Source organism: Paenibacillus shirakamiensis, from assembly GCF_017874255.1.
In the GTDB taxonomy this organism is placed as follows: Bacteria; Bacillota; Bacilli; order Paenibacillales; family Paenibacillaceae; genus Fontibacillus; species Fontibacillus shirakamiensis.
This window is the reverse complement of record NZ_JAGGLD010000001.1, coordinates 639273-662006: the sequence shown is the minus strand read 5'-3', so window position 1 is coordinate 662006 and position 22734 is coordinate 639273. Positions and strand designations below refer to the sequence as shown.

Genomic DNA, 22734 nt, shown 5'->3' with positions numbered 1-22734 from the left:
TATACATCGTCAATTTCTAAGCCAGCTGTCTGGACATCTTTCTTATTTCACAAAGGGGAATAACAATTTCTGATTCTCGGGCCATAACATATTATCTAGATCAATTAACTTTGTTCCCGTATCTAAGCGTTCAGCAATATCTTTACCCTCTGCCGCTTCTACAGCCGATTTTACGGCTAAATATCCATTACTATACGGATTTTGTACGACCATCGCTTGGACGATTTTCTCTTGCAATTTCTCTAGCATTTCTGGAGGATTATCGAATGTGATTAATTGGATGTGGCCCCCTTGACCAGTAGCATCGATAGCTTTGCCGACACCGATAGAAGCCTCCGCATTTAAAGCCACAATACCTTCTAAATGTGGATATTCTAGAATCATTTGTTGCGTGAGTCGCTTCGCCTTCAGTTCATCTGAGCCACAATATACGTTACCGACTAAGTGTATACCTGAGAATCGTGCCACATAATCCATGAACCCTTCTGCTCTCTGATCTGCATTGCGTGCCCCTTGGACAAAGTTAATAATGCCAATCTCGCTATCTGGCCCTGTGAGCTGAATAAGGCGCTGTGCGGCTTTTTGTCCAGCTTCATAGTTGTTAGCCCCGATGTAGGTCTTAACCTTTGTCGAAGCGACTTCAGCATCCATAGAGATGACTGGAATTCCAGCATAGGAAGCCTGATCTGTTACTTGAGCCAAAGCCATATAGTCACTTGCGGATAAAATAATAGCTTCCGTATGATCCGCAATAGATTGCTTCATCATTTGGATTTGCGCAGCATAATCATTTTCATTTGTAGGCGCTTTAAAGTTCAATTGCACATTATATTCCTTGGCGGCTACTTCTGCCCCCATCTTTACCGTCTTCCAATAATCGCCATGATCCATCTTCACGATCATATCTACATGCGTGACCGCACTACTTTTCTGCCCAAGGTCTGCATGTAAAGAACATGAGGCTGCGGATAGGAACAATAGAGCTAGCACTACAAATCTTCCGACAAGTTTACTTCGGTTCATAGGTCTCCCCCTTGGTCCACAGCCCGAATTATAGGAAGTCGTATCGTGACCGTCGTCCCTTCTTCAAGCTCACTTTCGAACGTTAGACCATAAGCATTCCCATAGTAAAGTCCGATTCGTTCTTGCACATTTCTAACGCCCACGCCCGATCCTCTACCACTTAAATGTCCTTCGTTTGATAGAACTTTGGCTACTCTCTCTTCGGTCATTCCGAGTCCATTGTCTGTCACTCTGAGGAACAATTCATCTTGTTCAATCCATGCATAGATCCCTATGAACCCTTCGTCCACCATCATTTCAATGCCATGATGAATGGCATTCTCTACAAGCGGTTGTAAAATAAGCTTTAAGGTCATGCAGCTTAAGGCCTCAACTTGCGCGTCAATCTCATATCGAAATTTATTTTTGAAGCGAATCTTCTGAATAATAAGGTAGTTCCTCACATGTTCTAACTCATCTTCGAGCGTAATGACATGCTTTCCCTTGCTTAGACTGATTCGGAAAAATTTAGATAATGACGTGATCGTCGTCACGACTTCTTCCTTACGGCCCATCTCGGCTAGACGAGTAACTGAATTCAGCGTGTTATAGAGAAAGTGGGGATTAATCTGAGCATGAAGAACTTCTAACTCTCCTTTGCGTTTGCCTTCTTGTTCCTTGACGATCTGATCCATTAATTCTCTTATACGGCGAATCATCAAGTTAAATCGTTTGGATAATTGCTCAACTTCGTAGGCCCCGCTCACATCGATAATGGCACCGAAATCACCATCCTCCACTTTTTTGACTGACCGCTCTAGTACACGTAGTGGCTTGGAAATTTTATACGACACGAATACGGATACAATAAGTACAATAATTAGCACAATCAAAAGGAACCAAATCATGAAGCTACCTAGGTCCTTCCGAGTTGTCATCGTCTCATCTGCATAAGTAACCCCCACTACGCGCCATCCCGTTGGCTCAACCGTTTTAATCGTAATAATGCGTTCCTCACCTGTGGATTCATCGACATAAGTACCATAGGCATAATTCAACACGGATTCAAGATTCTCATATTTCAACCCGGCATAAATAAGCTGTTGCTGGGGGTGATATACAATGTTCCCTAAGCCATCAATAATGTACACATATCCCTTTTTTCCCAAGCTTACGCGCTTGCTCAATTCATCGATGGTCTTAAAATTAATATCCACCATAAGAATTCCCGCCTGTTCCCGGCCCTGCTCATAATACTCTATCTTTTTGCTCATAGAGACTACCCAGCGATAGGGCTGTTTGAAGAGGTTCTCAATATGTGGAGCAGAGAATTGCAGTACCCCTGGGTGCTGCTTCGCGTTCTCAAACCATCCTTGCTTCGTCAGCATCGAGTTCGGCCGCATACTTATTTGGGGTGTATTGTGCACAAGTTGCCCATCTTCCGTAAATAGAGCGATGGAGACCAGATCTTTGCGTGTATTAAGAATCGTGCTTAACTGTTCGTGTAACTGCACCCCCGAAATGTCATGAGAATTTGCAATATTGTCTTGAACAACTTCGAATATATCCTTCATTCCCGATACATAAAATTCGAGGTTGGTGTTCACTTGATCAATAATCTGACCTATATTCAGATAAGCGTTATCTTCAGCAGATTTAGAGAATTTGTTATATAACATAATGCTTACCAGCACAACCATCCCTATCGTTAGGGTCAGAAAAGAAAACGTAATAATTACCTGAATTTTCTTATAATGAATTTTCTCAAACGGTTCGACAAGACGATTTCTCAGACTCATGACTCCCGAATCCCACTCCGGTAATCTTTGGGAGATATACCATACTTCTTTCGAAAACAAAAACTGAAATAGTTGGGATCTGAAAAGCCAATATGTTCAGCAATCTCAAAAGCCTTCATGTCGGTTCCCTGCAACAATTCTTGCGCAGCTTCCATTCTAAGCGTCATCAAATATTGAACAAAGGTCATCTTCTTTTCTTTTTTAAAAATATTGCTGAAATAACCTGTGCTAATATGCAGTACGCTACACACTCTAGATATGGAAAGTTCACTGTCACGGTAGTGATGACGTATATACTCCTGCGCTTCATCGACAAGTTTGCTATAGCTTGATTGGCGGTCCATAGCAATGGAGCTGCGCAGTCTCAGACCTATATCACGGAACCATTCTTTCGCTTCACTGGAGTGGGTAAACTTTGATATTTCAGTCACACCCGTATCTCCATCTCCAAACAATCGGTCCAAATCCACATGAATTTCTTTAGCTGACTTAATGACGCAGGTTAGAATCTCTAGCAAATATATACGAAATTCTTGAGATGAAGTACCGGATGCATTGATCTTATCAAAGAGCTGATCCATCATCAGATTGATTTCTTCTTCTGTCCCCAGCTTCAGACATCTTCCCAATTCCTGATCTTGAAATGCTGACAGTTCCAGCGGTTGATGGGTACGGTTATCCATATCTTCAATCCAAAAAACTTTATTGCCTCCTAAGATAAGGCGATAGTCTAATGCTTGCACTGATTCCTTATAAGAAGAAGGAAGATCTTGAATGGAACGTTTTACTCGGCCTGCTCCCGCCGTTACCGTGAGCTTCAAATATCTGTCCACACTGTGTAAAATTTCTTCAAGCATCGTCAGATTAATCTCGGCTAAGGATATTTCCTCTTGTACTTTATGAACATGAATCACAATGACTTCATCATGATGGATGAATGTATAACCCGCTTCATATTTGTCCGTAATTTCTTGAGCAATATTGAGCACAGCATATAGCTGTAGATCCTGATCGCTGCTATGTAGCAAAGAAGAGACAGAATCCACACGTTTGCCAGATTCCGATTCTTGATGTTGACTTCCTGAATCTATCCGAAGGCAGGATACAACATAGATCGCCCCTTCCAAATAGATGTTATAATGACTACATTTCTCCTCGATATCCTGTGCATTCAAGCGACGCGTAATCAGTGAAGATAAAAAGATGCTTTGTAGAACAGGTAAATTCTGACGATAATGCTCCGTAAGCGTATAGACATTTTCTCTAAAAGAGACTTCCTGATCAATTTGAGCTCGAACCTTAAGTAAAATATCTATAAGTTCTCTAGAAGAAAAAGGTTTCAAAATATACTCATCAATTTGTAACTTGACAGCTCTTTGGGCATACTCGAATTCTTCGAATCCGGTAAGAATAATAATTTTGGTGGCTGGGTAATGTTCCCGAATCCAAGCAGATAATTCTAAGCCATTCATAAAAGGCATTTGAATATCGGTGACTACGACATCAGGCTGGAAGCGTTCAATCATCTCCATGGCTTCACATCCATTCTCGGCCGTCTCTATAACTTCAAATCCCCAAGAGTTCCAATCGATCTCGTGAAGCAATCCTTCACGTACGTCCGACTCATCATCCACAAGAATTAATTTATACATGGGAGCCCCCCTTCAAGTCCTACTCACAAATTAATGCATTTCTCATTGTAACCGTTTACTCCTTAACTCTCAATGTCACATTCTGCAAAAAAAAAAATCATCCCATTAGGGATGATTAGTAAAGTTAGACTATTATATCAAGGATTTAGAAAGACGGTATCCAGAACATTGGAATCCCAAATGCTCGTAGAATGGTTTGGCCTCCAGCCTGTGATCATCCCCTGTTGAAAGGAATAATTCTTCACTGCCTTTACGCTTGCCCCAAGCTTCAACCTCAGCCATAAGCAATTTGCCAATACCCTTACCCCTGTGATCTTCATCAACAATTAAAGAGGTAATACGTGTAACAGGACGTTCCATATCATTGGTTTGAAACTGTCTGAGACTTATAGTACCTACGACTTTACCGTCAAGCTCAGCCACAAAACTGCGATAATGCGGATGATTCTCAAGCGAGGTTAACCGTTCTTTCATTACGCTGACGGTTGTCGGATAACGAAGTTGACGCATTAACACCGTAATCGCTTTCGCATCATTACCTGAACATTTGCGGATTAAGAGCGCCGGAGCATATACCTGATTACTCATACAGTCCATTCCACCTTTAATAGACTTGCCGCTTTTTTAGCACGGATTCGAGCTGTCTCCACATCATCAGATGCACTTAGAGCAACAGCCATCCTGCGCCCCGGCTTACTGAGCGGCTTACCGAAAATTCTTACCTGTGTACGAGGAATTGCAAGAGCTTCGTCCAACCCACCTATTACAAATTCTTCACCTTCCTGGTTAGATTTCAGCGTAGCTGAAGCGCCAGGTGTTAAAAGATGAACGGATTGAATAGGAAGACCGAGAATAGCTCGAATATGAAGAGCAAATTCCGAAAGATCTTGAGTGATCATTGTAACCATTCCTGTATCATGGGGTCTAGGAGATACTTCACTAAATAAAACCCCTTGTTTCGTTAGAAATAATTCCACGCCGAAAAGACCATACCCACCTAATGCATCCGTAATCTGCTTAGCCACATCTTGAGCTTCTAGAAGAAGGTCCGCACTCATAAAGTGAGGTTGCCAAGACTCTACATAGTCTCCATCCTTCTGAATATGTCCAATAGGTGGACAAAATGTAGTGCCTGTAACAGACCGAACGGTAAGTAACGTAATCTCACTCTCAAAATCTACAAAAGATTCTACAATAACCGTAGCTGTCTTTGCACGAGCACCTTCTAATGCAACCTTCCAACTTGCCTCTGCATCCTCGGGTGTCCGGCATACCGACTGGCCTTTGCCCGATGAACTCATGAGTGGCTTCACCACACACGGAGTTCCGAGCTCCTTCAAAGCATCTTTAAGTTGATCTAGTGATGCTGCAAAACGGTAAGCGGCTGTTGGCAAGTGAAGTTCTTCCGCAGCCAGACGACGAATACCTTCGCGATCCATAGTAAGTCTTGCAGCACGTGCTGTAGGGACAACATGATAGCCTTCTTGCTCGAGTTCAAGCAATGCGTTAGTAGCAATAGCTTCAATTTCCGGGACAATGACATCAGGACGTTCTTGCCGTATAAGCGCCTTCAATGCGTCTGCATCGAGCATATCTAGCACAAACGAATGATGAGCAACCTGCATGGCAGGTGCATCCGCATAACGATCAACCGCAATAGTTCGGACGCCAAGACGCTGAGCTTCTAAAATCACTTCTTTACCTAATTCACCACTGCCAAGTAATAGCATGGTTCTGGCACGACTAGAAAGAGGAGCACCCCACATTGGTCCGATTTTCCCCCTACAAGATAAGTTGTTTCTTCTTATCCATTTTCGGGGTTTCTTGTCCAGAATGCAAGTATGCTCCACATAAAATTTCTTCTAAATCGACAACAAGTTACAAATTTTCGAATCCTTCACAACCATATTACCCAATGATTTCCTATTGAAACAGAGGACTAACATTTTCTTTCTAGAATTTGTATGCAAAATATAACTCGAACATCACTGCTATCCTTATTTCGTTCCTTAATCATGCAGAGCAAGATTTTGGACTTCGGCTTCATGGGTCTTCATTGTATTGACAAGATCTCTCATGGCATCAAGTTCAGAAGCTGAAGTGACTTCTAATTGTTCATTAGCCCACTCACTCCACTGTTGCTCAAAGCTTTTAATTACAACACGCAGACGATGAGCAGTACCTTCTCTATAATAGTTCACAAATCGCTCTGCAATGGCTTCGACGGCTTCTCTGATTAGATTTTCCATAGGGCCTTCAAGTGCTTCACGGAGCTGTTCCTTACCTGGACCTTCAAAAAAGAACTTCGGATTTTTGAAATAACCCCAGTACTCTTTCCAAGGTAAAGCATGACTAAGTAACCCTTCGCCAATTTCTGGCGTATCCCATCCAAGGGGTTGCGGAGCATACAGCTGTGGACCAAAATTATATCCCCGCTGTTTCTCTATCCAGAGCTGAAGTTCACGCTCTAGTAACGAGGAAGATTTCTTTTCTAACCGAAACGAAGTCGCTTGTAATTCTCGTTCCAGCTCGCCAGACATTTGAGCCGTCCAATCATGTACAGATACCGCAAATCTCCGCTTCAAATCTCCGCCGGAATCTTGTAATAGGGAAGGGTGGAAAAATTCACGGAACAATTCATTCCCCGTTAAGCGCAGCCGCTGCCGAACATGAAATAATAGCTCTTCTGTCTCTTGTGACATTTCTAAGCCCAAATCCTTGTCTCGCAATTGTGCAAAGGCCTGCTGAATCCTGATTTTTTCCTCAGGAATTCGCTGCTGTAAAGCGGCTCTCTCTTGCCCACTCTGGGATAGTGAACTGATCCGCTGCTCAATACGAAGTCCTATTTGATGTACTTCTTCGGCTGCCGATCCTATAGCAAGTGCGCTCAAGTCTGAACCTATAAATGTACTAAACGTCTTCTCAAATGAAGCAAATCCAGCCTCAGAAGCTTCACCCGAAAGCTTCGCTTCTAAAGCATGTAAGCTAGAGACTCCGAAAATTTGAGGTTGATGGATACCTGCGGTTCTCAGACTGGAGCCTACATGGTCAATAACCTGATGAAGTTCTTCTTCGGATGCTGCCAAATCTGCGGCATTGACAAGGAAGAACATTTTATCGAGCGCAAAGTTCCCTTTCACCCGGCCGAGCTGAGCTAGAAACTGCCGATCTGCGCGTGAGAATGCATGATTATAGTAGGTTACATACAATAAGGCATCTGAATTTTTCATATACTGAAAAGTGACGCCGGTATGCCGAGCATGAATTGAATCTGCGCCTGGCGTGTCTACGAGTACAATCCCTTGTTCTGTCCAAGGACAGCTATAATACAAATCGATTCCGGCTACAAAGCATGCTAAGTTCTCTTGAGCAACATAACTTGAAAATTCATCTAATCCAGTAACGATAGACGAGCCTAATCTTGGAGACTCACTTGTCCAGCCCATCGCAGCAGCTTTCAAAAAGCTATAATGTGATCTGCCTGAAGAGGGAATATCCTGTACTTTTACTTTGCTGATTGTATCAAGCCAAGTGTGGACTTTAAACTCACCAAGCTGGAGTACACTGAACGAATAAGCGAGGTCCTCTTCCATCGCAGCTGCTGTCTTCAAACTAACCACGGCTGTACCATGGTTATATTCCCCTTCGGGCGCCATGATACGGTTGATTGCTGCCGTAGTCGGATGCGGCGACACGGGCAGTACGCGCTGCCCTAGTAGGGCATTCGCGAAAGAAGATTTGCCAGCGCTGAAGGCACCGAACAGCGCGATGGTGAACTTACCGCGGCGCAGCGTATCCGCGCGCGCGGTTAAGCCCTGCCGTCCCGCCTCAAATGGCGGGTACGGCGCAAGCTCTGCGGCCGCTGCTTCCAGCACGGCGGCCGCTTGATCCAGCCGCCGCCGAATTGGCGCGGCGGCCTCCGCCGCAGGCGCGTGCACGGCTTCGCGTGCCACGGGCGCCTGCGGCGCCAAGCTTGCCGCGGCCGGTGCAGGCGCCGCGGCAAGGGCCCTCACCTCCGGCAATACGCCGGGGGTGAGGGTGGCGGGCGCGCCTAGCAGCGCCCGCATGGTCTCTGCGCGCGACGCGATATCGCGCGCAAGGCCGCGCAGCCGCGCCACGAGTTCGGCGCGTGCCTGCAAGGCACTGCGCCGCTTCGCGAGTTCGCGGCGCACGCTCTCTTGCTGGGGAGCTAATTCCCCCAGCAACGCTGCTGCGAGCGCGACGGCCGCTCGCCTGTATACAAGAACAATGCCAGCTTTCACATCGCTGGCATAATGAAGTGTAGTCTCGCCGGATACCGTAGCTCCAGCTTTCACGGGAGCGCTAATCCAGCTAAGCTCTGGTTGAGGGAGCGCCTCGCCAATTTTCGTCTCCCAAGCCGAACTCCATACATCCTGAGATTGACCAAGCTTTCTTAATAAATCCCGGACATGCCAATCGACCTGTGCTTCTACTTGTTCGATCAACTTGGCGTACAATTCTTGCTCTCTGCGCTTCTTCTCGGCTTCAGTCTTCCCTCCCGCAAATAAAAATCCCATTTTGAAGTTTGGGCTACGACTCTCCAGATACTGGGCCGCTGCCTCGCGCAAAGGAGGAGTCATTAACTGCGCACTGCCAAGTAACTTGTCCAGCTCTTTTGCAAAATCCGTTTGCAGTCTGTCCGGCAAGCTATCATTTTCCGTAGCTTCACGTTCCAATGCAGCAATATCTTCTTCCCATTGCACAGCGGCATCTTCTCCGCCGATCTGAACTAATAGGTCTTCCTTCTCTTCTTGAAGACCTTGTTCGAATTGCTGTACATGAACGATTCCAGCATGTTCCGCCGAACAGTTCAAGCTATACTCTAACAAAACTGAGGATCTCTCTAGCAGTTGACCTAGCACTCGTTTCAGTTCAGGCAATTCATTTCGTGGATGATCCGCCTGCTTCAGACTTAAATAAATAATTCCCGCTGGTTTGACCTGCCAAACTTCAAAAGCTTGCTCAACAGAGTGTTGATAGTCTGTGAAAGATATTTCTTGTTCCCGATGCTTATCAATTTGATTCACCACCAGATAGAGCGGCTTCCCCCAATCGGATAGACTTTTAGCAAAGGTTAGATTCGTCTCAGACTGTACATGATTATAATCCATCACATAAAAAACAACGTCCGCTAGATGCAGCGCAGATTCCGTTGCCAAAGCATGCCCAGCATCGTTAGAATCGACGCCAGGTGTGTCTAGGAAGACACCTCCATTATGGAGCAGGGGAATGTCATCCCACACTTCGATGCGGCTGAAATCTTGACCGTTTTTACAATAATCTTCTAACTCATCTGGGGAAATCTCTACCGCTGTTGGCTCTTGATGTTCTCCCGTGGATGTAAGGACAACTCGTCGTTCCCCATTTCGCAAAAATACAGCATTTGCACTTGTAGGCAGCGGACTTGAAGGCAGAACCTGAGCTGCACACAGTTCGTTGATTAGACTAGACTTTCCCGCGGAAAAATGTCCACAGAATCCAATAGTAAGTTCCTGTATTTCTTCTTTGGCCCTAAGTTCTCCTACTTGCTCAGCTGCGACTTGATCGCCCTCTTTATGTAGATACTGCTCTAATGCATGCAGCTTATCATGTAATGTATTAGCAAACGCTTCCATCGTTCCAAAGTCCCTCCTTCACTGCATACCTATGGATTTCGTATAAAACATCTATATTCTATCATTCCTTGAATACTTTTTACGACAAAAAAATAAAACCGGAGGACCTCCGGTTTTATTGTACTTATATTTAAATTAACCTGTAATTACTACTTCTTGATCTTCGGTAGGAATCAAAATTTCAAATACTTTGCCATGTTGCAAAATAGTGATATTTCTTTTTTTATCTCTCATTACCACAACTTCAGGTTTTTTTGCCATCCGTTCAAGATAATGTTCAGGAACTTCGCCAGAATCACTCACGGTAATACCTTGTAGTTCACGCTCATCATTCTCACCCAGATTAATCTCAATTACTTCTTCAAATACGTCGGAAAATACTTCAAAATTGTCTGTGTACACGGAAATACATTTCATGCAATCTCATCCTCTACTATCAATATCTAGTTTACTTTACTTCTCTATGTTCTCTAAGCTGGGCAGTTTTCATACGCTTGCGTCCTTCCCTACATACATCAAGCAGGGGACAGACTTGGCATTGAGGGGACTGCGCCTTGCAGTGGTACCGACCAAAAAAAATCATGCGATGATGGGTAAGTGTCCATTCGTCTTTAGGCACTTTCTTCATCAATTTCCTCTCAACTTCTAGAACCGAATCCTTCCATCCTGCAAGTCCTAATCTTTTGCTGACACGCTCTACATGAGTATCCACGGCTATAGCAGGCACACCAAAAGCATTAGAGACTACGACATTCGCAGTTTTGCGCCCCACACCTGGTAAGAGAACTAACTGGTCATGCTCGGAAGGAATTTGACCCTGATACTTCTCTAGCAATAAAAGACAAAGATTATGAATATGTTTGGCTTTATTACGAAACAAACCAATGCGCCGAATATCTTGTTCTAATTCCTCTAACGGAACTGCGACATAATCCTGTGGTGTCTTATATTTCTTGAATAAGTCTATGGTCACTTTATTCACGGTAGCATCGGTACACTGTGCGGAGAGAAGGACCGCAATTGTAAGTTCAAAGGCATTGCTATGATGAAGCTCGCAATGAGCATCAGGGAACATTGCTCCCATCGCATCCAACATATGACGTACTGTCGCCGAATTCATGTTTGTCCCTCCCGGCACAAAAAAGTCTTGATACGGGACTGAAGCCCGCATCAAGACGGTCATCTCAGAAAATAATTATTGTTTTTCGATCTCAACTAATTTACCTCTGTTGAAATACAATACAATATTATCATTTTCTTTGAGGGATTGCACGGTTAAAGTAGTGTCACCTTGGTGAATATATGCGTCAAGTGACAAACTGAACCGATATTGGGTATCATTGAAGTCCCTTTTTACGAACATTTCTTTCGTGCTGCTATCATAATAATTGAAGGGACGTAGTAAAGTGGACAGCACGGTGAACACAAGTTGACCATTCTGATCTTTACGAACTTCAACATGATCCGATGCAGTTAGAGTAGATGCATTCGTGCTTGTAGCCCCAGCTTTAACTACTTTTATTCCAGCCGTTACCGGGAAGGACGTGGTGTTCCCTGTAAAATCTTTGATAGTTACTGAGGAGCCATCAACCGATTGTACTTTGCCTAGCGTAAGCTTCACTGCTTGAACACTTATAGCCGTCCGGCCTTGAAATACCACATTTAGAAATTGTCCCGCCGTAATGTCTGTGAGGCGAAGCACCCCGCCACTAGCTCCTAATAAAGTCGCTTTGTCCACGTAGATTTCATCCGTAATCCCTGAAGATTCCGCACGAATTCGGCTGTTGTTTGAATCCACAGATATAACCTCAAATTGTATAGGTGTCGTCACGGCTAACGTCTGAAGTGCATCTTGATTGGCAGTCAGGATGGCCGTTACCGCATCCCCCACTTTGATATCATTTAGGGACGGACTTGCCTTGCCATACAATTCTATAGATGGTTGAGTACCCGTATAATTCACAACTACTGTTTTTCCACCTGACATTTGCAAAGTAATTGTTTTTGCAGTTGCATTTGCGGATACAAATGTACCCTCATATTTATACACCACTTGTAAGGAGAGAATTCGATTCCCGATGTGATTCAAACTAATTTTGCGCCCCTTAGTTAACAGACTCTCCATCCCCGTTAAGGTAGGTGCAGATGAATTATAATCAAGCTTTGTTTTTTCATCTAGTGCATATACTTGAAGTTTTTTATTGGCATCTACAAGCGTAAGAGCCTTAAGTGCACTGTCATAAGAAACTACGGTTAGATCAGACAATTGTTCGGATTGTCTACCTATTACTTGAATTCGATTGACCTTTTCTCCAGCATCCAATGTAATCTGCACTTGGTCTCCACCGCTTACATCTGCAATGAGATCATTAAGTCCCGCATCTACAATTCCATCGACAGCAATGGAAGCCTTATCTGCTAATAGTTTACTCTCAAGTGTACCATCCGTTTTTTTGTAGGTTACTAATTTGTTCCCCGCTCCAATATCAATCAGTTGAGCCTTGAATGTGCGTTCCACACTTTGGGTTACCTCTATGCTGGTAATTACGCTATTCTTAATTGAATATTTAATCGCAGCACCCGCCTTAAGTTCACTAAGACTGATGATTTGGTTCTGGTATCTAACCAATACATTCGGATCTACTTTGAACTGTTCAACTAATCCGGCAGTATCTTTGACGATGAGAGTATTATTATCCAAAGATTGAATTGTTCCTGTTCCTTCTTTAGTCACTAAGCCCGACTTCACTTTAATAGAGATCGTTCTTTTCGCAGGAGAGTACGTTTCTCTCTGGATTTCAACCGTACTATCCGCTGTTAAAGCCTGTGACCCAATCGATTTACCATTCTGATCCAAGAATGTAGTGCCCTCATCATAACCGTAAGATACATAACCTGTATTTGTGCTTAACCAGATCGTGTTATTCCCTGTCGTTTTAGCAAATGTGCCTTGAATACTTTCGAGTTGCGGTGTGGAATCCGTCACTTCGATATATGCGGCAGACCCTGTCTTATCAATGGCCACAACTTTTGTATATAATTTGATATCGTTTATGTTCTTCTTGGTATCAGCATCCGAAGAATACACTACACTTCGATTATCAACTACAAAACTTCGTGACTTGCCATCGATATACAATGTAATTTGATTGTTGCTAAGTGCTGTAACGATTCCTTCATACACATTAGCATAACCCGGATTCACATAGGCTTGGCCTCTACCGAAGAAGGCTGCAATTTGAGCACGAGTTACTAAACCTAAAGGATCAAAACGATTGCCTTCTACCCCTTTAGCCAGACCTAAGTCTACTGCAACATTGACTGCACCTTTAGCACCCACAGAGATTTTATTATTATCTGCGAACGTTGTCTGTTTAGTTGCAGCAGCTTTTGCATCTGCATCTTTGCCCAAAGCCCGCACAAGAATTTTAGCGATCCATTCCCGTGATGCTTTTTTCTCTCCCCAATTATCTTTGGCAGAGGTAGCAGCGAGTTCTTCTGTAGAATCAAGTAGCTTCAGCTCTAGAGCCAACGCGACATAAGGTTTAAAATAGACGCCTGTCTTAAGCTTGTCCGGAACACTAGGTGTCGCTGGAAGCTTGCTTCCCGCATTCATAAATCGAATAGCGAGCGCTACAGCCTCTTGTTGTGTAATGTTATCGTTTGGTCTGAACTTTCCCTTATCTCCTAGAATGATTCCTTGAGCAGCTAATTTATAAATATGCTTCTCTGCCCAATAGCCATTTGTAACGTCAGTGAATATGCCTGTAGATACAGTAGTATTAGGCACCGCAGTAGTCACAGGTGTAGTTGATGTAGCAGCAAAGGCAGCTGTTCCCCCACTCAAACTTATAGCTGTCACTAACATAGCAGACATCGCTTTTTGGGTTTGACGCATATAACTTCTTTTATAAGACATTGATTTCTCCCCTTTTGCATAAATATTCCATACCTGATATTCGACAGTTGATGGGAGATCTCCTCTTAGAATGACGAATTTCTGGTTATCGGATGTTCCAGTTCGACATGTCCCATTAGACTGTCCACCTGATTCCCCGTTGCTAGAAGTTCAATGCTTTTGACCTCTTCGAATTGGAACATCGTCTTCGTTAATGCCTGCAATGCAAACGATTCACCACCAGCTCCAAGTCTAGCTTCATCTGGCATATGCATGTCTAAGGTAAGCTTTCCATCCTTAAGCTCCGAGGAGAGCAGATGAATTTTGCCCCACAAGGCGAACAACTTCTCATTTCCACTGACTTGGAGGGCTGCATATGCAGCCTTGTATTTGTCCTTGTCAGAGGTATATCTGATGCTCTTCTGTTCTTTTTTTAATTCCATCATTTGATCATCTGTAAAGTAGGCATCAATGGATAACGTCTTCGCTTCAGGTTCTTTTGAATCTTCAGAAGGTTTTTTTGAAGGGTTCTCACTAGGAGCAGAACCAGTTGTACCAGTGTCCGTACTGCCTGTAGTAGGAGGCGTCTGATTCTCCTGTTGGGTTCCAGAACCTTGAGGCTGAGCAGTTGGTTTTTGACCACAGCCTGCATTAATCATAACGACAACCACTAAAAGTGCTACAATCCACATACGTTTTGACATCATCTTCACTCCTTCATAAGCGATGATTATTTTACGCCAAGATACTCTTTAATTCCCATAACAATACCTTCAGCTACACGATTTTGAAAATCATTCGTATATAAAAGAGCCGCATCGTTCTTATTACTTAAGTAGCCACATTCAAGCAGTACTGCAGGCATAGTTGTCTCCCTAGTTACGTGAAGACTGGAATAACGAACTTTACGATCGGTAAGACCGGAGGACTTCACTAAATACTTATGCATAATTTTAGCAAGAGGAATGCTAGAATCTCTTGAATAATAAGTCTCTACTCCGCTGGCTACAGCAGAACCGCTATTCGCATGCACGGAAATGAAGATATCCGCCTTCAGATTCTCCGCAATCTTGACCCGATCTTTAAGCGAAGGGTATGTATCTGAACTACGAGTAAGTACGAGATCAATACCTGAATTATTTTTAAGCAACTGTTCTACTTTGAGCACAACAGCCAGATTAAAGTCTTTTTCTTTTCTGCTCGTCACACTAATGGCGCCAGGATCTGACCCACCGTGACCCGCATCTAGCACAACTAACTTCTTCCCACTTGACCCCGGGGGCTTCGTTGGAGTTGACGTATCTTCCTTGTTCAAATCGATGATGAGCAATCCATCTCCAGCGTTAGTTACTCCATAATTTTTGGCATAGTTCAAATCTAGAACGATCCGAACGGTAGATGGAGCATCATTATATAAGGAATATCTGACTTTCGATAAATCAGGATATCCTGTCACTGAAATTTGTCCACTCTGATGACTATCCAGCATACCCGAAGGGAATGTAGAACCAAAATTCGTATTAGGGATATCCACCACAATGCGATTAGGGCCCGTCATTTTGAACACATTCGGAGTTACTTTACCATGTACTGAGATCAATAAGCGATTGTCACTAAAACTAATTCCGGTGATGGATGACAGACCATTACCATCATTTCCACCCGGCTTATTGCCGTCTGGTGTTACAAGGTATACCGATTGGGTTTTCTGTACCCAGCTCACCTGAATTCCCATCTGTTCACTGATAAAACGAAGAGGAACCATGGACGTATCCCCTTTAAGATAGGGAGCAGCAAGGATAGACACCTGTTTGCCATTGACCTTAGCTATTTTACTATTCACGTTTAATTGAATCGTAGTGTTCGAATCTTTTATATGGATCGTACCCGTCTTCTCCCAGCTGACTTGAAATCCTAGTTCCTCCATGACGACACGAATGGGAATCATTATACTCCCTTTTACTTCTTGAACCTGACCATTTTTAGAAAGATTCAATTCTTTCCCATCCAAATAAATATGAGTGCCGCCTGCTGCTGCGTGTCCCATTCCCGGGAAAGCCCATAAAAAGAGGAACAAACCTACCAACCATCCAACTTTTTTCATTCTTCACCCTTCCATTCTCTTTTTTTTATCCATGATGAAAATAACAAAATATTATTTTTTTCGACACCATTAGACCTTTATTAGACGTGGCTTATCCATAAAAGTTGCGAATAGTTACCAATTTTATTGGCAGATCTTCCAAATCTCATCCATTTTAATGAACCTAAGTTGCTCCTATAGCTCTATCTAAGATTTCTCTTTTATATGAATATATAAAAAAATACCCCGTTCTCCAAAGAGTTGGAAAACGAGGTATGCTTTGAGCGAATAACTATAATCATGAATAAAAATATGATTAGGAGGAGCACACTCTATCTTTTTAAAGGATGGTCCAGATCTGCATGTCCCATTAAAGAATCTACTTGTGCGCCATCGACTAACAATTCAATAGATTTGATCTCATCAAACTGGAAATAAGTCTTACGCAGTGAATCCAGCGCATAGGATTCTCCACCCGCACCTAACCGGGCCTCATCTGGGATATGAATATCCAGTGTTAATTCTCCACTCTTAAATTTCAAGGATTTTAACTTAATTTTCTCCCACAGAGAAAATAGTTTTGCATCTCCGCTAGTTTGAAGAGCTTTAAAAGCAGCTTCGTATTTCTCATGACTATCTTCGTAAGAAATTTCACGCTTTGCTTCTTTAAGTTCCATCATTTGATCGTCCGTATAATATACCTGAATAGACAATGTCTTTTTTTGGACTTCATTGGTCGTTGGTGTATCTTTATCACTAGAAGTCGTCGATGGCGTCTTCACAGGTGTTGTAGAAGGCACTTCCGGTGTAATGGGGACTTCAGGTTCCTTCTGTGGTGTTACAGGAGCCTCACCTTGGGCTTGAGTGACTTCATTATTCGGAGCGGGTGCAGCTTCTTTTGGCTTTTGTCCGCATCCTGAGACGGTGAGTGTTGTTAGTAATATCAACGTGGCCAACCCCATTTTTTTGTTCATACGATCCCCCCTAAATTCTATAAGTTCTATTAACTCTACTTATCTTATACCCAAATATTCCTTAATACCTGCAACAATGCCTTCAGCAACACGTTGTTGGAATGCATCATCGTACATAAGCCCTTCGTCTCTCTTGTTACTTAGATAGCCTACTTCAAGAAGTACAGCAGGCATTTTGGTCTCTCTAGTTACATGAAGACTCTTGGAGTTCACTCTGCGGTCAGGAAGTCCTGTAGCCTTTGTTAAGTACTTATGCATAATGTTGGCTAATGGAGCACTATCGCTGCGCGTATAGTAAGTCTCAGAACCTGTAGCAGCTGGAGAACCGCTATTCCCGTGAACCGATATGAATACATCCGCATGTAGATCATTAGCAATTTTAGCGCGATCTTGTAAGCTCGGGAAGGAATCATCACTGCGAGTTAATACAAAATCGATATCGGATTGTTTCTTCAAGAGATCCGCTACTTTTAGAATTACGGCTAAATTGAAGTTTTTCTCATATCGCCCTGTTATACTGATGGCCCCTGAATCTTTACCCCCATGTCCAGCATCCAGAACAACTAACTTTTTGCCATTTCCGCCCGGTGGAACCACAGGAGTTGTGGAAGAATCTTTGTTAAGATCGACAACGATTAACCCATCCCCTGCATTTGTAAGTTCAAAATTTTTACTGTAATTCAAATCCAGCACAATCCTTACGGTGGAAGGACTTGAATTGAACAAAGAAAAGCGTACCTGCGATAGATCAGGATACCCTATAACAGGTAATATACCTTGACCTGCTATATCCAAAGCTTGAGAAGCTAGGAAGAGGTCAGAGAATTTGGTATTTGGAATATCCACGACAATGCGATTAGGATTGGTGAGTATAGAGGTCTTTGGTGTGGTCTTGCCATCTACAGCAATCACCAGTCGATTATCACTAAAGCTTATTCCCCCGATTGAAGCAAGTTTGGAGCTTACTGAGGTTCCCGTCCCTGTTGATGTGCCGGATCCGTTGCCCCCTGCTACCGGAGGAATAACTACATTCCCCTCTGTATCTCCTCCGCTTGTATTCCCGCTATTGGTAGTTGTTCCTTTACCCCCACTTTCGCCAGTTTGCGTGACAGAAGTGAGAAAGGCCGTCTTAGAAGACTCGTCCCATACTACCTTCACTCCAGTTTGTTCCGACACAAAACGTAAGGGGACATATGTAGTATTTCCTTTTAATAATGGTGCTGTACGTAAAGTAACCTTCTGGCCGTTCACGGTGGCTGACTTCTTATTAACTGTTAGCTTTAGTGTATTTCCTGCTTGCTCAATCGTTACCGAACTTGTCTTGCTATCCCAATTCACGTCATAACCTAACTGCTCCACAATCACTCGCAAAGGAACCATGATGGTATCTTGAACCGTCTGCACTTGGGTATCTTGCGTTAACTTCACTTCTTGACCATCTAAGTTAATATGCGTACCTGACCCTGCCGCCTCCATATGCCCTGGAATTGCCCACAAAAACAATACAAGCAGCAATCCGAATACTAGCTTTTTCATTGAACACCCCTGCCATTCCGGTACACGGAATTTAATAGATTTTACTTCTGCTTCGACTTATGGACATCTGACCTAACCTTATAATGCTAGACGTCAAAATCTATCAAAAGTTGCGAATTACTACCATCTTAGCAGGAAAAATTACCAATTCATAGATTGAAAAGAGAGATTTATGTACCTATCTCTTCATTTCATCATAAAAAAAATACCTTTAAGCCAAATGGCCTAAAGGTACTTCATTCTTATATTGTAAGCAAATGCTATGCTAGCGCGCTAGCTGCTCTCTTCTGTTCAAATGCTGTTATTTCATCTTCATGTTGAAGTGTGAGTCCAATGTCATCTAGTCCCTGCAACAAGAATTGACGGCGATGCTCATCCAGATCAAACTGAATATTAAGTCCATATTCATCCGTAATTGTCTTGTTCTCAAGATCCACATGAAGTGTGTATAGATCATGATTTGCCGTACGTTGGAACAAGTCTTCTACCTGTTCCTCGGAGAGCACAATCGGCAAAATCCCATTCTTGAAACAGTTATTGTAAAAGATGTCGGCAAAAGAAGGTGCGATTACACAACGGAAGCCATAATCCATAATGGCCCAAGGTGCATGTTCTCTAGAAGATCCGCAGCCAAAGTTCACTCGGGAAATCAAAACAGAAGCCCCTTCGTAACGAGGTTTATTTAATTCAAACTCCGGATTTACAACACCCTGTTCATCGAAGCGCCATTCAAAGAACAAAAATTGACCAAAGCCCGTACGTTCGATTCTCTTGAGGAATTGCTTAGGAATAATGGCATCTGTATCGACGTTTACACGGTCCACTGGACCTACGATTCCTGTTAATTTAGTAAATGCTTGCATCGGTATATCTCCCCTCTAATGGTTGTAATTAACTAACCGCTTCGGTCTTGAAATTCCAGTCACGTACATCAACAAAATGACCTTTAACCGCCGCCGCTGCTGCCATCGCTGGCGATACCAAGTGAGTACGTCCACCACGTCCTTGGCGACCTTCAAAATTACGGTTAGAGGTAGAAGCGCAGCGTTGACCCGGTTGAAGTACATCAGGGTTCATGGCTAGGCACATACTACATCCAGCTTCGCGCCATTCAAAACCTGCTTCTGTAAATATTTTATCCAGACCTTCTTCTTCAGCTTGAATCTTCACGCGACCAGAACCCGGTACCACAATTGCCGTGACTTTGTCAGATACGGTGTGCCCTTTAGCCACTTGCGCTGCTGCACGCAGATCTTCAATCCGCCCATTTGTACAAGAACCAATGAATACATAATCGATTTCAATTTCATTAATCGGTGTTCCTGGGACAAGTCCCATATATTCGATCGCCTTTTCAGCCGCTTTACGCTCATTGTCCGATTCAAAATCCGCTGGATTAGGAACCTGAGCATTAATGTTCGTTCCCATCCCTGGACTTGTGCCCCAAGTAACTTGAGGAATCAGAGTATCTACATCAAACTCTAGCACCCAGTCAAACTGTGCGCCATCATCTGTTGTAAGTTCTTTCCAGGTCTCAACCGTCTGATCAAAAGCTTCACCCTGCGGTACATACTGTCTTCCACGCAAATAGTTAAACGTTGTATCGTCTGGTGCAATGAGTCCCGCTCTTGCTCCGCCTTCAATGGACATATTGCAGACCGTCATACGCTCTTCCATGGACAGCTCACGAATCGCTTCTCCGGTATATTCAATAACATAACCGGTAGCAAAGTCCGTACCGTATTTAGCAATAACACCCAAAATTAAATCCTTTGCCGTAACTCCTGGATTACGTGAACCGATAAAGCGAATTTCGAGCGTCTTAGCTTTGGCTTGCTGTAAACATTGGGTTGCCATGACATGCTCCACTTCACTGGTTCCAATACCAAATGCTAGAGCACCAAAAGCACCGTGTGTGGAAGTATGGCTATCGCCGCAAACAATAGTTTTGCCGGGATGCGTCAGTCCAAGCTCAGGTCCCATTACGTGTACAACGCCTTGATCAATCGTATTCAGATCGAACAAGGTTACCCCAAAATCATGACAGTTCTGAGAAAGGGTATCGATTTGTTGTTTGGAAATCGGATCGGTAATGTTAAAACGGTCTTTCGTCGGAACATTATGATCCATAGTAGCAAAAGTTAGCTCAGGTCTGCGTACCTTGCGCCCACTGAGACGAAGTCCTTCAAAAGCCTGCGGAGACGTAACTTCGTGAACCAAATGCAGATCAATATAAAGAATGCTCGGCTTTCCTTCTTCTTGATGAATCACATGGTTATCCCAAATTTTCTCATACATCGTTCTTTGTTTACTCATATCCTTCACCCCATCTGGCAGATTATAACTTGCTGACGAAGGAGCTTCCGGATCCCTATATCCCGTCCTTCGTGCGTTGAATTCACTATACCACCCCCGCTCTGATTGATCCAAGATATAAAATCTATAATAGTAATAGGTTAGACCTATAAACAATACGATGTACTATAAGAAAAAAAGGGCAAAAAAAGTACAGATAGCAAGATCTGTACTTCGCTCCAAAACTATTACGTTCATATTAGATGGAAAATCACATGGCAAATTCACGAAAAAAATGCTGTTGCTGATTTATCTCCATTTTCACGACTATTAAAGCATCTTCGGTCTGAGATTCTAGACATATGTTACGCTGCATAATGAAATCCAAGACGGCCTGACATGAAAGATCAAATTCTTCTAGACATTCACACTCGTTCTCCTCAAGTACAAGTCTAACGGCTTGGGTGAGTTCTTGATACTCTTTAGATATACTTAACTGCATTCGCTTTGAATCAGGAGGAAGGGCTGACCATTGAAACGCACCTCCATCTACAATGGACATCGATTCTTGAATGTACTGCAAGCTGGAATGCTCATCGACTAGTGTCTGCAAACTTCCCACAATAAGTTCATAACGCTCCCGGAATTGTTGTTCATTAATCATGGGGCACCTCTTTTTTAACATTGTAAAATACATTAAGGGCCTCCGCTTACATCATAAATGAAGTGGAGGCCCTTAATCTGAGCATTAAATAAGTTAAGTTCATTATACCTTATATAGGTTCAAATGTCATCTGAATACAGGCCTACATGTCAACCTTAAATTGTTACTCTCATGCTCAACATAAGGTTTTTATTGATGAAATATATTATACTCATTTATAGGTAATTATGATAAATAAAGCTTTCTTTATAAGGAGGATTCACAAATTGGAATTTCGACAATTGCATTATACACTTCAAATTGCAGAAGAACGTAATTTCTCAAGAGCCGCAGATAAGCTACATATTGCACAGCCCTCATTAAGTCAGCAACTGTCCAAGCTAGAAAAAGAACTTGGGGTACTTTTATTCCAGCGAAATACCAGCAGTGTGGAACTTACGCACGCGGGGGAAAGTTTCATTGTCCATGCACGTAAAATTGTTGACGCTGTTGAACAGCTGCGGCAAGAAATGGATGATATCTCTCAGCTTCGCAAGGGGCGAGTTGTCGTTGGAAGTATGCCGATTACAGGTTCTCACCTGCTCCCCTATGTACTTCCCGCCTTCAAAGAGGCCTATCCTGACATTCAAATCTCTTTATTAGAAGACACTTCGCTCAATTTGGAGAAATTAACAGCAGGTGGGGGAACAGATTTAAGCCTTCTCTCACTACCTTTGGAAGAATCATCATTAACCTTTGAACCCATTGGAGAAGAGCAAATCGATCTAGCTGTGCCTCCGAACCATCCACTTGCGGAATTTTCTAATCTAGGTAAGGATGTTCACGTCAGCCAACTGAAAGACGAAGCCTTTATTGTGCTTAAAAAAGGTCAAGGTCTGCGCAGGCTGATCGTGGATTTGTGCCGAGAGTCAGGGTTTGAGCCTAATATCGTCTTTGAAAGCAATAACATTGAGACGATTCAGTCCTTAGTTGCGGCAGGAATGGGCATTACGTTCGTTCCCCGTTTTATCGCTAGATCTCAGCGGAGTGAAATGGTACCGATCTACTTAACTCTGGCTGACCCCGCCCCTAGTAGGACGCTAGTGATTGCCTACCGTAAGGGCAGATACCTATCTAAAGCAGCGGAAGCCTTTATTGAAACGTTCAAAACTACGCTAGAACAAAAAATGACTCTCGAACCTTAGAAAGGTGGAGA

The 22734-nt window shown here is 43.2% G+C and carries 17 protein-coding genes; 1 reads left to right on the top strand and 16 read right to left on the bottom strand.

Annotation, left to right across the window (positions count from 1 at the left end; all coding sequences use genetic code 11):
* Positions 1–42 precede the first annotated feature (42 nt).
* The 16 genes from J2Z69_RS03150 to J2Z69_RS03075 all read right to left on the bottom strand — a co-directional run bounded on the left by J2Z69_RS03150 (position 43) and on the right by J2Z69_RS03075 (position 21539).
* Positions 43–1023, bottom strand: a complete 981-nt coding sequence (locus tag J2Z69_RS03150; protein WP_209859064.1) for a substrate-binding domain-containing protein — start codon at positions 1021–1023, stop codon at positions 43–45.
* On the bottom strand, positions 1020–2801 hold the full coding sequence (locus J2Z69_RS03145) for a cache domain-containing sensor histidine kinase (protein WP_209859062.1): 1782 nt from the start codon (positions 2799–2801) through the stop codon (positions 1020–1022). The genes J2Z69_RS03150 and J2Z69_RS03145 overlap by 4 nt, the downstream gene beginning before the upstream one ends.
* Entirely contained in the window at positions 2798–4453 is a 1656-nt protein-coding gene (locus J2Z69_RS03140) for a response regulator (RefSeq protein ID WP_209859060.1), read from the bottom strand. Before J2Z69_RS03140 ends, J2Z69_RS03145 begins: the two co-directional genes overlap by 4 nt.
* A gap of 132 nt (positions 4454–4585) precedes the next feature.
* The gene (locus J2Z69_RS03135; protein ID WP_209859058.1) at positions 4586–5041 is read right to left on the bottom strand and encodes a GNAT family N-acetyltransferase; all 456 of its coding nucleotides are present in this window, start codon (positions 5039–5041) and stop codon (positions 4586–4588) included.
* Positions 5038–6219, bottom strand: coding sequence for a formate-dependent phosphoribosylglycinamide formyltransferase (purT, locus tag J2Z69_RS03130; RefSeq protein WP_209859056.1), 1182 nt, complete (start codon positions 6217–6219; stop codon positions 5038–5040). The genes J2Z69_RS03135 and purT overlap by 4 nt, the downstream gene beginning before the upstream one ends.
* Before the next feature lie 243 nt (positions 6220–6462).
* Positions 6463–10089: a dynamin family protein gene (locus J2Z69_RS03125; protein ID WP_209859054.1), complete on the bottom strand. Its 3627-nt coding sequence runs from the start codon at positions 10087–10089 to the stop codon at positions 6463–6465.
* A 135-nt stretch (positions 10090–10224) separates the two neighbouring features.
* Entirely contained in the window at positions 10225–10506 is a 282-nt protein-coding gene (locus J2Z69_RS03120; RefSeq protein WP_209859053.1) for an NAD/NADP transhydrogenase alpha subunit, read from the bottom strand.
* A gap of 31 nt (positions 10507–10537) precedes the next feature.
* A complete protein-coding gene (gene nth / locus J2Z69_RS03115) occupies positions 10538–11209 on the bottom strand; it encodes an endonuclease III (protein WP_209859051.1) in 672 nt (223 codons plus the stop codon).
* A 75-nt stretch (positions 11210–11284) separates the two neighbouring features.
* Positions 11285–14008, bottom strand: coding sequence for an S-layer homology domain-containing protein (locus J2Z69_RS03110; protein WP_209859049.1), 2724 nt, complete (start codon positions 14006–14008; stop codon positions 11285–11287).
* Positions 14009–14073: 65 nt separating this feature from the next.
* Positions 14074–14691 carry a GerMN domain-containing protein gene (locus J2Z69_RS03105; protein WP_209859047.1) on the bottom strand — a complete coding sequence of 206 codons (618 nt, stop codon included), beginning with the start codon at positions 14689–14691 and terminating at the stop codon, positions 14074–14076.
* 26 nt (positions 14692–14717) lie between these two features.
* Positions 14718–16091 carry an N-acetylmuramoyl-L-alanine amidase family protein gene (locus tag J2Z69_RS03100; RefSeq protein ID WP_209859045.1) on the bottom strand — a complete coding sequence of 458 codons (1374 nt, stop codon included), beginning with the start codon at positions 16089–16091 and terminating at the stop codon, positions 14718–14720.
* A 311-nt stretch (positions 16092–16402) separates the two neighbouring features.
* Complete coding sequence (locus J2Z69_RS03095) at positions 16403–17044, bottom strand: GerMN domain-containing protein (protein ID WP_209859043.1); 642 nt, start codon at positions 17042–17044, stop codon at positions 16403–16405.
* A 39-nt stretch (positions 17045–17083) separates the two neighbouring features.
* The gene (locus J2Z69_RS03090) at positions 17084–18580 is read right to left on the bottom strand and encodes an N-acetylmuramoyl-L-alanine amidase family protein (protein WP_209859041.1); all 1497 of its coding nucleotides are present in this window, start codon (positions 18578–18580) and stop codon (positions 17084–17086) included.
* Positions 18581–18840: 260 nt separating this feature from the next.
* Positions 18841–19443 carry a 3-isopropylmalate dehydratase small subunit gene (gene leuD, locus J2Z69_RS03085; RefSeq protein WP_209859039.1) on the bottom strand — a complete coding sequence of 201 codons (603 nt, stop codon included), beginning with the start codon at positions 19441–19443 and terminating at the stop codon, positions 18841–18843.
* Positions 19444–19471: 28 nt separating this feature from the next.
* Positions 19472–20896, bottom strand: coding sequence for a 3-isopropylmalate dehydratase large subunit (leuC, locus tag J2Z69_RS03080; RefSeq protein WP_209859037.1), 1425 nt, complete (start codon positions 20894–20896; stop codon positions 19472–19474).
* Between the two features lie 250 nt (positions 20897–21146).
* Positions 21147–21539: a hypothetical protein gene (locus tag J2Z69_RS03075; RefSeq protein ID WP_209859035.1), complete on the bottom strand. Its 393-nt coding sequence runs from the start codon at positions 21537–21539 to the stop codon at positions 21147–21149.
* A gap of 266 nt (positions 21540–21805) precedes the next feature.
* Here J2Z69_RS03075 and J2Z69_RS03070 point away from each other — a divergent pair, with 266 nt between their 5' ends.
* The gene (locus tag J2Z69_RS03070) at positions 21806–22723 is read left to right on the top strand and encodes a LysR family transcriptional regulator (protein WP_209859033.1); all 918 of its coding nucleotides are present in this window, start codon (positions 21806–21808) and stop codon (positions 22721–22723) included.
* The last annotated feature ends 11 nt before the right edge of the window (positions 22724–22734 follow it).

What these genes read in the sequence shown, in the direction of transcription:
- J2Z69_RS03150 (WP_209859064.1), bottom strand. Translation starts at nt 1,023, where the DNA reads ATGAACCGAAGTAAACTTGTCGGAAGATTTGTAGTGCTAGCTCTATTG.
- J2Z69_RS03145 (WP_209859062.1), bottom strand. Translation starts at nt 2,801, where the DNA reads ATGAGTCTGAGAAATCGTCTTGTCGAACCGTTTGAGAAAATTCATTAT.
- J2Z69_RS03140 (WP_209859060.1), bottom strand. Translation starts at nt 4,453, where the DNA reads ATGTATAAATTAATTCTTGTGGATGATGAGTCGGACGTACGTGAAGGA.
- J2Z69_RS03135 (WP_209859058.1), bottom strand. Translation starts at nt 5,041, where the DNA reads ATGAGTAATCAGGTATATGCTCCGGCGCTCTTAATCCGCAAATGTTCA.
- purT (WP_209859056.1), bottom strand. Translation starts at nt 6,219, where the DNA reads ATGTGGGGTGCTCCTCTTTCTAGTCGTGCCAGAACCATGCTATTACTT.
- J2Z69_RS03125 (WP_209859054.1), bottom strand. Translation starts at nt 10,089, where the DNA reads ATGGAAGCGTTTGCTAATACATTACATGATAAGCTGCATGCATTAGAG.
- J2Z69_RS03120 (WP_209859053.1), bottom strand. Translation starts at nt 10,506, where the DNA reads ATGAAATGTATTTCCGTGTACACAGACAATTTTGAAGTATTTTCCGAC.
- nth (WP_209859051.1), bottom strand. Translation starts at nt 11,209, where the DNA reads ATGAATTCGGCGACAGTACGTCATATGTTGGATGCGATGGGAGCAATG.
- J2Z69_RS03110 (WP_209859049.1), bottom strand. Translation starts at nt 14,008, where the DNA reads ATGTCTTATAAAAGAAGTTATATGCGTCAAACCCAAAAAGCGATGTCT.
- J2Z69_RS03105 (WP_209859047.1), bottom strand. Translation starts at nt 14,691, where the DNA reads ATGTCAAAACGTATGTGGATTGTAGCACTTTTAGTGGTTGTCGTTATG.
- J2Z69_RS03100 (WP_209859045.1), bottom strand. Translation starts at nt 16,091, where the DNA reads ATGAAAAAAGTTGGATGGTTGGTAGGTTTGTTCCTCTTTTTATGGGCT.
- J2Z69_RS03095 (WP_209859043.1), bottom strand. Translation starts at nt 17,044, where the DNA reads ATGAACAAAAAAATGGGGTTGGCCACGTTGATATTACTAACAACACTC.
- J2Z69_RS03090 (WP_209859041.1), bottom strand. Translation starts at nt 18,580, where the DNA reads ATGAAAAAGCTAGTATTCGGATTGCTGCTTGTATTGTTTTTGTGGGCA.
- leuD (WP_209859039.1), bottom strand. Translation starts at nt 19,443, where the DNA reads ATGCAAGCATTTACTAAATTAACAGGAATCGTAGGTCCAGTGGACCGT.
- leuC (WP_209859037.1), bottom strand. Translation starts at nt 20,896, where the DNA reads ATGAGTAAACAAAGAACGATGTATGAGAAAATTTGGGATAACCATGTG.
- J2Z69_RS03075 (WP_209859035.1), bottom strand. Translation starts at nt 21,539, where the DNA reads ATGATTAATGAACAACAATTCCGGGAGCGTTATGAACTTATTGTGGGA.